General features: G+C 72.5%; 12 protein-coding genes. 9 read left to right on the top strand and 3 right to left on the bottom strand.

Annotation, left to right across the window (positions count from 1 at the left end; all coding sequences use genetic code 11):
• Positions 1–17: 17 nt before the first annotated feature.
• Together LZ495_RS41610 and LZ495_RS41605 are read right to left on the bottom strand one after the other, a co-directional pair.
• Positions 18–1,367: a pyridoxal phosphate-dependent decarboxylase family protein gene (locus LZ495_RS41610; RefSeq protein ID WP_235058453.1), complete on the bottom strand. Its 1,350-nt coding sequence runs from the start codon at positions 1,365–1,367 to the stop codon at positions 18–20.
• Positions 1,368–1,530: 163 nt separating this feature from the next.
• Entirely contained in the window at positions 1,531–2,577 is a 1,047-nt protein-coding gene (locus tag LZ495_RS41605; protein WP_235058452.1) for an Lrp/AsnC family transcriptional regulator, read from the bottom strand.
• Between the two features lie 167 nt (positions 2,578–2,744).
• Between LZ495_RS41605 and LZ495_RS41600 the strand changes: the two genes are divergently transcribed.
• On the top strand, positions 2,745–4,274 hold the full coding sequence (locus LZ495_RS41600; protein WP_235058451.1) for an MFS transporter: 1,530 nt from the start codon (positions 2,745–2,747) through the stop codon (positions 4,272–4,274).
• Positions 4,271–5,476: an amidohydrolase gene (locus LZ495_RS41595; protein ID WP_235058450.1), complete on the top strand. Its 1,206-nt coding sequence runs from the start codon at positions 4,271–4,273 to the stop codon at positions 5,474–5,476. Before LZ495_RS41600 ends, LZ495_RS41595 begins: the two co-directional genes overlap by 4 nt.
• A 114-nt stretch (positions 5,477–5,590) precedes the next feature.
• Here the strand turns inward: LZ495_RS41595 and LZ495_RS41590 are convergent, their stop codons facing one another.
• Complete coding sequence (locus tag LZ495_RS41590) at positions 5,591–6,286, bottom strand: hypothetical protein (RefSeq protein WP_235058449.1); 696 nt, start codon at positions 6,284–6,286, stop codon at positions 5,591–5,593.
• A 153-nt stretch (positions 6,287–6,439) separates the two neighbouring features.
• Here LZ495_RS41590 and LZ495_RS41585 point away from each other — a divergent pair, with 153 nt between their 5' ends.
• The 7 genes from LZ495_RS41585 (at position 6,440) to LZ495_RS41555 (ending at position 12,305) form a co-directional block, all read left to right on the top strand.
• Positions 6,440–6,922, top strand: coding sequence for a BlaI/MecI/CopY family transcriptional regulator (locus LZ495_RS41585; RefSeq protein WP_235058448.1), 483 nt, complete (start codon positions 6,440–6,442; stop codon positions 6,920–6,922).
• Positions 6,923–6,925: 3 nt separating this feature from the next.
• Positions 6,926–7,918, top strand: coding sequence for a M56 family metallopeptidase (locus LZ495_RS41580; RefSeq protein ID WP_235058447.1), 993 nt, complete (start codon positions 6,926–6,928; stop codon positions 7,916–7,918).
• A 121-nt stretch (positions 7,919–8,039) separates the two neighbouring features.
• The gene (locus LZ495_RS41575; protein ID WP_235058446.1) at positions 8,040–8,495 is read left to right on the top strand and encodes a tellurite resistance TerB family protein; all 456 of its coding nucleotides are present in this window, start codon (positions 8,040–8,042) and stop codon (positions 8,493–8,495) included.
• A gap of 295 nt (positions 8,496–8,790) precedes the next feature.
• Positions 8,791–10,143: a hemolysin family protein gene (locus LZ495_RS41570; RefSeq protein ID WP_235058445.1), complete on the top strand. Its 1,353-nt coding sequence runs from the start codon at positions 8,791–8,793 to the stop codon at positions 10,141–10,143.
• Positions 10,140–11,159: a hemolysin family protein gene (locus LZ495_RS41565; RefSeq protein ID WP_235058444.1), complete on the top strand. Its 1,020-nt coding sequence runs from the start codon at positions 10,140–10,142 to the stop codon at positions 11,157–11,159. The genes LZ495_RS41570 and LZ495_RS41565 overlap by 4 nt, the downstream gene beginning before the upstream one ends.
• A gap of 115 nt (positions 11,160–11,274) precedes the next feature.
• Entirely contained in the window at positions 11,275–11,802 is a 528-nt protein-coding gene (locus LZ495_RS41560; protein WP_235058443.1) for an AraC-like ligand-binding domain-containing protein, read from the top strand.
• Between the two features lie 77 nt (positions 11,803–11,879).
• Positions 11,880–12,305 (top strand): helix-turn-helix domain-containing protein, encoded by a 426-nt coding sequence (locus LZ495_RS41555; protein ID WP_235058442.1) that lies wholly within the window; start codon positions 11,880–11,882, stop codon positions 12,303–12,305.
• Positions 12,306–12,349: the final 44 nt, after the last annotated feature.

The following is a 12,349-nucleotide window of genomic DNA, read 5'->3' as shown; positions in this document are numbered from 1 at the left end:
AGCGCCCGTACGGTGGTTCATTTCATGGTGTCGAGGATTTCGTGGACCATGTCCATGGTGGTGTGGGGGTGGAGGAACGCGAAGCGGGCGACGGTTTCGCCTTCCCAGCCGGTGGGGGTGACGAAGCCGACCTGTCCGGCGAGGAGCCGGTCGGACCAAGCGGTGTAGTCGTCCGCGGTCCAGCCGGTGCGGCGGAACACGACCGCGGACAGCTCGGGGTCGCGGATCAGTTCCAGGTGCGGCGTCGCCCGGATGACCTCGGCGGTGTCGCGGGCGAGGGTCAGCGCGGTCTCGACGGCGTCGGTGTAGGCCTTCACGCCGTGGACGGCGAGGGAGAACCACAGCGGCAGGCCGCGGGCGCGGCGGGTGAGGTGGTAGGCGTAGTCGGTGGGGTTCCACTCGTACTTGTCGCCGGTGTGCAGGACGTCGAGGTAGGAGGCGTCCTGGGTGTGCACGGCCTTGGCCAGGTGCGGGTCCCGGTAGACCAGCGCGGCGCAGTCGAACGGCGCGAACAGCCACTTGTGCGGGTCGACGACGAAGGAGTCGGCGTGCTCGATCCCGGCGTACTTGTGCCGGACGCTCGGGGCGAACAGGCCGGCGCCGCCGTAGGCGCCGTCGACGTGGAACCACAGGCCGTACTCGGAGGCGACCTCGGCGACGCCGGCCAGGTCGTCGACGATCCCGGCGTTGGTGGTCCCGGCGGTGGCGACCACACCGATCACGTTCGCGGGGTCGGGGTCGGCGAGCAGCGCCTCGCGCAGCGCCGGTCCGGTGAGGCGGTGGTCGGCGGTGGCCACCACCAGCGGCTCGACGCCGATGATCCGCAGCGTGTTCCCGATCGAGGAGTGCGCCTGGTCCGACACCGCGATGCGGACCCGGTCGAAGTCGCCCAGGCCCCGCTTGCGCCGCGCGGTGTCACGCGCCACGACCAGCGCTGACAAGTTCCCCGCCGACCCGCCGGACACGAAGCAGCCCCCGGCCTGGGCGGGCAGGCCGGCGAGGTCCGCGATCAGCCGCAGGACCTGGTTCTCCGCGGCGATCGCCCCCGAGGCCTCCAGCCACGAGATCCCCTGGATCGACGCACACGAGACGACCATGTCGAACAGCAGCGCCGCCTTGGTCGGCGCCGCCGGTATGAAGGAGAGGAACCGCGGGCTGTCGCACGAGATCACCGTCGGCGCGAGCTGCTCGGCGTACAGCCGCAGCACCTCCGCCGGATCGTTTCCCTCCTGCCCGATCAGACCCGCAAGGGCCCGGTCCAGCTTGTCCTTGTCGCCCGGATGGTCCAACGGCACCGGATCAAGCTGGAGACGGTCACGCATGTACGCGAACACGAGGTCGGTGAGGTTCGGGTCGTACGTATGCATAGTGGGACGGGCTTCCTCGCGACGGGACGGGACGCCCTGAGTCTGCGGAGTCGCTCCCGAATCACCCACACTTCCGAGAATTGCCGCAGTAAACGAGCTGATCAGCGGAAAATGGCGCAGGAATCAGACAGAAGAGCGGCTTGTGCGGCAGCCTGCCGGCGGGCTAGCCGACGGCCGCCGGCGGACCGACGCCGCCCGACCGGTCGGCCGGGACCGCGCGCCCCGCGGCGTCCAACGTCCGTCCGCTCGCCTTGTATTGCCGCAGCACCACCACCCGGTCCGCGATGTGCAGCTCCGGGAGCCGCTCGGCGAGCAGCGTCTCCAGCCGGTGCACGTCGGCAGTGGATCGCAGCCATACCGAGATGTGCAGGTTGTGCGGCCCGGTGGTGGCCAGGCACATGCGGATCTCGGGCAGCGTGGAGAGCGTCTGCGCGGTCGCGGTCACCTTGCCGGGAGCGACGGTGGCACGGAAGGTCGCGCAGACCGGCCATCCGGTCAGGGGCTGCGCGACGTCGCAGCGGAAGACCAGGTGCCCGTCTGCGATCACCCGGTCCAGGCGCCGCCGGGCGGTGTGCACGCCGATGTCCAGCAGTGCGGCGAGTTCCGCGCCGGTGGTGCGTCCGTCGGCGGCCAGCGCGGCCACGACGTCGGCGTCCGGGCGGGCGGCGTGCGGCGCGGTGCGGACCGGCGGCGGCGGGGCCGCCTCCTTCAGCCGGGTCAGCTGCGCCGGGGACAGGCCGCGGATGCGCCAGCGGGAGGCCTCCAGGAACAACCGGGTCACCAGGTGGATCTCCACCGCCCGGACCCCGGGCGCGCGTTCGATCCGGTCGATGCAGTGCCCGGTGAGCTCCGCGAGGTCGGGGGCCGCGACGATTGCGGTCAGGCTGTGCGCCCCGGTCGCACGTTCCAGGGTGAACACGTGCGGGTCCTGCCCGATGGCGCGGGCGGTGGTGTCCAGGCGGGCCGGATCGACTCCGATGTCGACCAGCGCGACCGCGCCGCCGCCCAGGTCCGGTCCGATCGGATAGGCGGTCACCCACGCGGAGCCGTCCCCGCTGAGCCGCTTCCAGCGCCGCGCGACGGTGACCGGGTCGACGTCCAGTGCCGCCCCCACCGCGGCCCAGCTCGCCCGCGGGCTGACCTGGAGGGCTTCGATCACGGCCCGGTCGAGATCGTCGAGAGCGTCCGCATCCTGCACGGGCCGGGGCATCGATGCTCCTTTCATGCGGCAGGCCGGGGAACCGTAGGCCTTTCGTGGCCGTGAGGTCATCTTCGTCGCGCAGGCCCGTCACGTCGAGCCCCCTCGGGGACGACACCGCGCCACCGATCCAGCCACCGGCCCGGCCACGGCCCCGGCCCCCGATCCGCGGAGTCCACATGACCGCAACACCGCCGCCCTCCACCGCGGCGACCAGACCGCCCCTGCCGGACCGGGCCCGACGCGCCACGCCCGTGGGCGTCGTCCTCGCCTCGGTGGTCGTCGTCGAGATCGTCAGCGGCTCGCTGCAGAGTTTCCTCACCCCGCTGTTCCGCATCCTGTCGGAGCGGCTGGACGTCACCGCGGCCCAGCTGAACTGGGTGAGCATCGCCAACCTGCTCTCCAGTGCGGTCTTCGCCCCGGTGCTCTCCCGGATGGGCGACCTGTACGGGCACCGCCGCATCCTGCGCGCCAACCTGGCGATCATCCTGGTCGGCTCGCTCATGGTCGCGCTGGCGCGCGACTTCGAGCTGCTGCTTGCCGGACAGGTGCTCCAGGGGTCGCTGTCCGGGCTGTTCCCGCTGCTGGTGGGCATCCTGCGCAACCACGGCGGCGAGGCCGAGAACCGCAAGGGCATCGGCCTGATGGTCGCCGCGATCGGCATCGGCAGCGGCGTCGGCCTGGTCGGCAGCGGCCTGGTCGCCGAGTACGCCGACAACCCCACGTCCGCCCTATGGGTGCCGGTCGCCGCCGTCGCGATCGCGGTCGGCATCGCGCAGTTCGTGCTCCCGGAGACCACCGACCGGCCCGGCGGCCGCATCGACTGGCTGGGCGGCGTGCTGATCGGCGCCGGCCTGGTCGGCGTCCTGCTCGCGCTCAGCCAGGGCCAGGTGTGGGGGTGGACCGCCGGCCGCACGCTCGGCTACGGCCTGGGCGGCCTGGTGCTGATCGCGGCGTTCGTCGCGGTCGAGCTGCGCCACCCCGAACCCATGGTGCAGGTACGGATGTTCGCCCATGTCCCGGTCCTGGTCACCTCGCTGATCGCACTGCTGTTCTCGTTCGTCTTCTTCAGCCTCATGGTCCCCGGCTCGATCTTCAGCAGCCTGCCCGCGGACACGTTCGGCTTCGGACTCGGCCTCGGCGCCCTGGCCGTCAGTTTCGCGGCGCTGCCCGCGGTGCTGGGCATGGCGGCCGGCGCGGTCGCCGCACCGGCGGTCGCGGCCCGCTTCGGCGACCGACTCATGCTGGTCGCGGGCGGGACGCTGATGGCGGTCGGCTACGGCCTCACCGCGCTGATGCACGACGATCTGCTGCCGTACTTGGTGTTCGGGGCGATCGCCGGGCTCGGCATCGGCCTGCTGCAGCAGGGCACCCGGACCATCGCGGTCGAAGCGGTCCCCGAGGAGGAGACCGCGGTCGGCTCCGGCATCAACGAACTGATGATCACGGTCGGCGGGTCCGTCGGCGCCGCGGTGGTCGGCGCGATCATGACCGCGCACACCGAAGGCGACGCGCTCTTCCCGACCGAGGCCGGGTTCACCAATTCGTGGTGGCTGGCCGCGGGCGTGTCCGCACTCGCCGCGCTGACCGCCTGCCTGTACCGGGCCCGCCCGGCCGCCGAAGCCCCCGGTGCCGCCGCGGTCGTCCCCGCTCCGGCCGGCGCCCCCGCGACCGCCCCCACCAGCGCCTCGAAAGGCAGCACCGCATGACCACCTCCGCCGACCCCCGCGAAGCCGCCCGGACCCGCCTCTCCGCGCACCGCGAAGCCGTCCTCGCGCTGAGCCACAGCCTGCACGCCGAACCCGAACTCGCCTTCGAGGAACACAAGTCCGCGAAGAAGATCGCCGACCTCATGGAAGGCGCGGGCTTCGCGGTGGCACGCGGTGTGTGCGATCTGCCGACCGCGTTCACCGCCACCCACGGCTCCGGCGACCTGGTCATCGGCATCACCGCCGAGTACGACGCACTGCCCGGCATCGGCCACGCCTGCGGCCACAACGTCAACGGCGCGGCGGCGGTCGCCGCGGCCCTGGCCCTCGCCCCGGTGGCCGACGACCTCGGCATCACCGTCAAGCTCCTCGGCACCCCCGCCGAGGAGTACGGCGGCGGCAAGGTCTACATGCTCGAGCGCGGCGCGTTCGACGACGTGACCGCGGCGATGATGGTGCACGCCGCACCCGTGGACGGCCTCGGCTTCACCTCGCACGCCATCAGCAGCTGGCAGGTCGCGTACACCGGCGTGACGGCACACGCCGCCGCGATGCCGCACAAGGGCGTCAACGCCGCCGACGCGATGATGATCGCGCAGGTCGCCATCGGCGCGTACCGGCAGCAGATGATCCCCGGCGGCATCGTGCACGGCGTCGTCACCTGCGGCGGCGAGGCGCCCAACGTCATCCCCGGACGCGTCACCGCCGACTACGACTGCCGCGCCGAGACGGCCGAGGACCTGGCCGCGCTCAAGGCCCGTATCCGGGCCTGCTTCGAGGCCGGCGCACTGGCGACCGGCGCCGAACTCGAACTCGCCGACGTCGGACGCGACTACGCCGACCTGCGGCAGGACGCCGAGTTCGGGGAGGCCTACCGGCGTTCCGCGGAGGCGCTGGGCCGCAGCTTCGACCTCGTCCCGTCCGGCATGCGCGGCGGGTCGACCGACATGGGCAACATCTCGCATGTCATGCCCACCATCCACCCGAGCATCGGCTACGACTGCGGCGAAACCATCATGCACAACCCGGAGTTCACGGCGTACGGCACTACACCCGGAGCCGACAAGGCGGTGCTCGACGGCGGTCTGGCCATGGCCTGGACGGCCATCGAGCTGGCCACCGCGGAGGCCACCCGCACCCGGCTGCTCACCGCGCACGCGGAGCGCGGCGGGCGCGCGGCAGGCGCTGCTGCCGCGCGCTGAGACCCGGTCTGCGGATCCGGTGGGCCGCGGATCCGGTGCGACCGGGGATCCGGACGGTCCGCGGCACCGGCCGTCGGCCGGAACCGCTCCACGCCGCCGGGGTGATCACCCGTATCACCCCGGCGGCGAGGCCGCGGGCCCTTGGCCGGCATCCGGGTCGTAGAGGGCCGCGAACCGGGCGCGGATCCCCAGCACTCCGAAGCCGTACGTCAATTCCTCATAGTGCTCGCGCTGTTGCTCCAGCTCGTGGGTGACCTGGACGGTCGTCTCCCGGATGTTCTCCTTGCGGCTGTCGTCGCGGCTGCCCGTGCGGCTGTCCGCGCCGAAGGCCATGACCCGGTGCGCGACGGCCGTCCGGGTCACCCCGGTTCCTGCGCCGGGTTCCGCGGCGACCCGGGCGAAGACGGTGAACTCCCAGGTCCGGGCGCCGGCGACGGCAATACCTCCCTCGGGCACACGCAGCGCGTACTGCGGGCGGCGGCGCCACACCTGCAGCGGTGCCCGGACCGCAAGGGTCGGACCGACCTTGCGCCAGGGCGGCTCGGGGCGGCCGATGTGGTGCAGGTCGGAGAACAGCTCGCGGCGCAGCCTGGCGTAGGCGGGGGCGATATCGGCGACCCCGCCTACGGCGAGCGCGAGATCACTGCTGTTGTCGCACCACGACAGGTTGTCCTCGCGGCGCGCTATCTCGTGGCGGACCCACGGTTTGAGCACAGTGTCGAGTTCGCCGAGCCGATACGCGTCCTCACTGCATTCGGCGGCGAACAGCGCAGCGTCGCAAGCGCCTTGGTAACGCGCAGCCAGGTCCACGGTCCCCGCCCCAGGTCGTCCCGTCGCTTCCGCTCAGGCTATCCGGCCGCAGTGGTCCGTCCCGGCCTCGGGCGGCCATCCCGACCCGGTCGCGGGGCAGCCGATACGCTCCCCCGGCGGCGGTTGTCCGCGGCGACCGGTCTGGGAGGCGGCATGGTGGAGCGTCGGCAGGAGGGGCCGGACGGTCGTGCGCGCGCGCAGCGGCGCGGCCCGGGCGAGCTGGAATCCGCGGTGCTGGCGCTGCTGTGGACCTCCGGCGAGGCGCGCACCGCCACCTGGGCGCAGGAGCAGCTGGGCGGCGACCTGGCGTACAGCACAGTGGTGACGATCATGTCGCGGCTGTACGACAAGGGGCTGCTGACCCGGAGCCGCTACGGGCGCTCGTACGCGTACCGCCCGGTCGCCGACGAGGCCGGCGTGGCCGCGCTGCGGATGCGGCAGGTTCTGGACCGGGAGAGCGACCGCGCGGCGGTCCTGGCGAGCTTCGTGTCGGACCTGTCCGACGAGGACGAGCGGACGCTGCGGGATCTGCTGGGCGCACTGGCGGACGACCGGCCCGGTGGCGGGCCCGGTGGGGCGGCGTACGACCGCCTCGGTGACCGGCCGGGCGGCCGGTCGGGCGATCCCGAGGGCTGAGCGGTGCGCTTCGCCGTCTTCCTGCCGCTGGTCCTCCCGCTCACCGCGCTGCCCGTCGCGCGGCTGGCCGCCGACCACTTGCACCCCCGTACCGCCACCCGGCTGCTCACCGCGGTGGCCGTGGTGCTGGCCGCGTGCAGCACGCTCTGCCTGGCGCTCCTGATGGTGGTCGGCACGGCCCAGGTGCCGGGCAATCCGCTGCCGGACGGCTGGGCGGACCCGGAGGTGCGCGACGAGGTGCCGCATGTCCGGCTCACCGGCACGCTCGCGATCGCCGGGCTGCTCGCCGTGGTGGCCGCGGCGGCCGTGGTGGTGCGCCGGGCGTGCCGCGTCCGGTCCGCGGCGCGCCGTGCGGTCCGCGAACTCCCGGCGCAGGGCGATGTCGCGGTCCTGCCGGACGACGAGCCGTACGCCTTCGCACTGCCGGGCGCGGGCGGCGAGAAGCCGCGTGTCGTGGTGTCCACCGGCATGCTCCGCTGCCTCACGCCGCCCGAACAGCACGCACTCATAGCCCACGAGCGCGCCCACCTGACCGGACGCCACCACCGGGTGCTGCTGGCCGCCCGGCTGGCGGCGGCGAGCCAGCCGCTGCTGCGGCCGCTGCGTACCGCGATCGGGTACACCGTGGAGCGCTGGGCCGACGAAGAGGCGGCGCAGGCGGTCGGCGACCGGCGGACCACGGCCCGCGCGGTCGGCAAGGCCGCGCTGGCGACGCGGGGTTCGGCGCCCGAGGGGCTGCCCGCGTTCGCCGCTCCCGCGCCGGGTGCCGGGCGGGGTTCCGCGCGGGGTTCGGCGCCGGGCCCGGTGCGGGGTGCGGTGCCGCGGCGGGTCGCGGCGCTGATGGGGCCGATGCCGGACACCGCTTGGCCGGCGCCGCGTTCGCGCGCCGGGCTGGCCGCGATCGTGGCGGCGGCCGGCACCACGGTGTCGGTCATGTCGGCGGCCAATGCGACAGTGGCGCTCTTCGTCATCCTCAAGGCCGCGACGCCGTTGTGAGCCTGGCTCTGTGAGCTGCCCTTACGGGGCCCACATCCGGGCCTCATCTACACTTCTGTAGATTCTCAACTGCCCGAGCGGTCCTCGCCCGGGATCGGCAACGGCGACTCGGGAGACGCGCATGGCACTTTGGGACCGGTTCAAGCAGTCCGCGCAGAGCATGCAGACGCAGTTGGTGGCGAAGAAGAACGACCTCAAGAGCGGTGCGTTCCGCGATGCGAGCATGGCGATGTGCGCGCTGGTCGCGGCCGCCGACGGGCACATCGACCAGTCCGAGACGGCGAAGGTCGCGCAGCTGATCGCCAACAACGAGGTGCTGCAGAACTTCGACAAGGACGACCTGCAGCGCCGGTTCTTCGGCTATGCGAACCAGCTCCAGTCGGACTTCCAGCTCGGCAAGGTCTCGGTCATGCAGGAGGTCGCCAAGGCCAAGAAGAAGCCGGACGAGGCCCGCGCGGTGATCCAGATCGGCATCGTGATCGGCGGCGCGGACGGCGACTTCGACGCCCAGGAGCGCGCGGTCGTACGCGAGGCCTGCTTCACCCTCGGCATCGCGCCGACCGAGTTCGACCTCTGACGGACGGCTCGAGGACCGGCCGGAACGGACAGGCCGGCCGGGACGGACGGTAGATCCGAGGGCCGGGGCGCCATATGCGCACCCGGCCCTCGGCACGTCCGGGAGCCGTCCGGTGCTTTGCGGTCTTTTTACAATGCTGTAGAAACAACGTACGCGCGGGCCCGGGGCACTCCCGGCCGCACGCACCACCCCGCGCTTCGGCGCCGCCGCTACGAGAGGTGTCCGCACCAGCGATGGACGATCCCGCAGGCAGTCCCAGGCCGCCGTCCGCACCGAGGCCGTGGGCGGCGGGCCGATGACCGAGGTGATCCTGCTCGCCGTCGCGATCGCACTGATCGCGGCCTGCGCGGTGTTCGTGGCCGCCGAGTTCGCCCTGACCACCGTGGACCGCGGCACCCTGGAGCAGGCCGCCGCCGACGGCGAACGCGGCGCGGCCGGGGCGCTGCGCGCGGTCAAGCGGCTGACGTTCCAGCTCTCCGGGGCGCAACTCGGCATCACCGTCACGTCGCTGGTGATCGGCATGCTGGCCCAGCCGTCCATCGCGGCACTGCTCACCGGTCCGCTCGAGGCCATCGGCGTACCGGACGGCGCCGTCGACACCGTCGCGCTGATCCTCGGCATCACACTCTCGACCATCGCCCTCATGGTGTTCGGCGAACTCGTCCCGAAGAACTGGGCGATCTCGCACCCGCTCAGCGTGGCCAAGGCCGTCGCCGGGCCGCAGCGCGCGTTCACCGCGGCGTTCTCGCCGCTGATCAACCACCTCAACCGCACCGCGAACCGCGCAGTACGGCGCTTCGGCCTGGAGCCCGTCGAGGAGTTGGCCTCGGCCCGCAGCCCCCAGGAGCTCGTCGCCCTCGCCCGCCACTCGGTCAGCGCGGGCACGCTGGAGCCGGACACTGCGGACCTCTTCGTCCGCGCCGTGAGCCTGGGCGACCTGTCCGCCGAGCAGATCATGACGCCGCGGGTGCGCGTACACGGCGTGGACGCCGATGCGCCGGTCGGCGGGGTCGTCGCGATAGCGCGGGCGACCGGCCACTCGCGGTTCCCGGTCTACCGGGACAGCCTCGACCAGGTGTGCGGCTTCGTCGACCTCAAGGCCGCGCTCGCCGTACCGGAGGCGGACCGCGACCGGCGTACCGTCGCGGAGATCGCGGTGGCCCCGATCCTGGTGCCCGAGACGCTCCCTGTGGACGACCTGCTCGACCGCCTCAGCGGCGAGCAGACCATGGCCGTCGTCATCGACGAATACGGCGGCACCGCAGGCGTGGTGACCCTCGAGGACATCGTCGAGGAGGTCGTCGGCGAGGTACGCGACGAGCACGACCCCGAGGAGACCCCCGAGGTCGTCCCCACCGAACCGGACGCCGACGGGCACCCTACCTGGGACGTCGACGGCGCGCACCGCGTCGACCAGCTCGGCGAGCTCGGCCTGCACGCCCCCGACGGGCCGTACGAGACGGTCGCCGGCCTGGTCGCCGACCAGCTGGCCCGCATTCCCGAGGTCGGCGACATGGTCGCCCTCGACGACTGGGTGCTGACCGTGACCGAAGTCGCGCAGCACCGCGCCGCCCGGCTCACCCTCACCGGCCCGCTCCCCGAGGACGACCCGGACGGCGCCCCGCACGGCGAGGAGGCCGGACGATGACCATCCTCCAACTGCTCATCGGCGCACTCACCTTGGTGACGAACGCCTTCTTCGTCGGCGCCGAGTTCGCGCTGATCTCGGTACGCCGCAGCCAGGTCGAGCCCCTCGCCGCCGCGGGCGACCGGCGGGCCCGGCGCGTCATCTGGGGCCTCGAACACGTATCCGCGGTCCTGGCCACCGCGCAGCTCGGCATCACCGTCTCGTCCCTCGTCCTCGGCGTCGTGGCCGAACCGGCGATCGCCCACCTCATGGAGCCGGTCTTCGAGGCCGTCAACATGCCCGACGGGGCGATCCACCCAGTCTCGTTCGCCCTCGCGCTCGCGCTCGCCACGTACCTGCACATGCTGATCGGCGAGATGATCCCCAAGAACCTCGCCCTCGCCGCCCCGGCCCGCACCGCCATGCTCCTCGGCCCGGGCCTGGTGGCGATGACCCGCGCCCTGCGTCCCGTCATCTTCACCATCAACACCCTCGCCAACGGCATCCTGCGCCTGCTCCGCGTCGAACCCAAGGACGAGGTCAACGCCGCCTTCACCGGCGACCAGCTGACCCGCATGGTCGACGAGGCCCGCGACACCGGCCTCCTCGACGAGGACGAAAGCGAACTGCTCCGCGACGCCCTCGCGCTCGGCGAACGCCCCGTCTCCGAGGTCGTCCTGCCCCTGCACAAAATGGTGCAGGCCCCGGCCGACGTCACCCCCCGCATGCTGGAACGACTCGCCGTCCAGAGCGGCTACTCCCGCTTCCCGGTGGTCCGCGACGACGGCGCCGTCCTCGGCTATCTGCACGTCAAGGACGCCCTCGAAACCGACGACCGCGACACCCCCTTCGGCCCCGCCGCCCTCCGCCCCGTCACCACCGTCGCCGCCGACACCCGCCTCGACGACGTCCTCACCTCGATGCGGCACACCGCCGCCCACCTGGCCGCCGTCACCGAATCCGGCCGCCTGATCGGCGTCGTCACCATGGCCGACGTCCTCAAGGAACTGGTAGGCCGCACTCACCAGGTGCGCTAGCAGCCACGCTCGCAAAGGCTCCGCCGGGCAACGCGGGTGCGCCCCCAGCCGCGCAGTCGGAGAGTGACCAGTATTTGCCTACTCAACCTACTGGTTAGTCGCCAAGGATCGTTGGATGTCTATCGAGGAGACGCGGGCGCAGTGGAAGCCCGCCCCCGAATCTGTGGCGACCGTGAGTACCGACGACGTGCCGATGCACGAACGGTTCGACTGGTGGGTCGACATGGTCGACCGCGAAGTCACGCCGGTGTCCACTCCCGGTCCGGCCCCCGATCGGTTCGACGGGTGGGCGCAGGCCGTGCACCCGCTGCACAGCCGGGTTGCGATCTTCAGGCTCTCGGCCATGGAAATCCGGCGTTCGGCAGCCGAGATCCGCAGGGGCAATTCCGAGGACTACTACCTGATGGTGGTCCAAGAGGGCACGCTGCGGCTCGAGCAGAGACGCAACGTCGCGGTTCTGGAAGCCGGCGACGTGACGCTGTATTCGACCTCGCTCCCGCTCTCGTGCGCGTTCGGCGGCGCCGGCCGGCATCAACTGGCTTTGGTACGACTGCCGCGCGCAGCCCTGCCCCTGGCTCCGGGCCGGGTGGACGGGCTGCTCGCCGAACGGCTGCCGGGGACGTCGGGGCGGCGGCCCTGTTAGGCCCGTACCTGAGCGGGTTACCGGACGCGGCACGGACAGCCCATCCCGAAGGAGTCGCGCGGCTCAGCACTGTCGCGGTGGACCTGGCCGTTGCCACTCTGGCGGACCGGATCGGTGGCCTGCGCACCCTCCCCGCCGAAACCCGGGCCGCGGTACTGCGGGCCCGCGTCGACGCGTTCATCGACGCCAACTTGGGCGATCCGCATCTGAATCCGGCGGCGATCGCGGCACACCACCACATCTCGCTGCGTTCCCTGCACCAACTCTTCCACGGCGAGCCCGAGACCGTAGCCGCCACGATCCGGCGCCGTCGGCTCGAACGCTGCCGCGACGACCTGGTCGACCCCGCGATGCGCCATCACGGTGTGGGCGAGATCAGCGCGCGTTGGGGGTTCCGGCACCCGGCGGACTTCAGCCGCGCCATGCGCAAGATGTACGGCACGCCCCCGACCGAGATCCGGGCGCAGGCCCTGGGCAGCGACGATCTGCGCGATCCCTGCTGACGAGAAGTCGCGCAGCGGTGCCCCGGCCCGGACGCCCGAGGCGG

It is taken from the genome of Yinghuangia soli (assembly GCF_021502675.1).
GTDB classification, from domain to species: Bacteria; Actinomycetota; Actinomycetes; order Streptomycetales; family Streptomycetaceae; genus Yinghuangia; species Yinghuangia soli.
The sequence above is the reverse complement of the archived record's forward strand: the minus strand, read 5'-3'. Positions and strand labels throughout refer to the sequence as shown.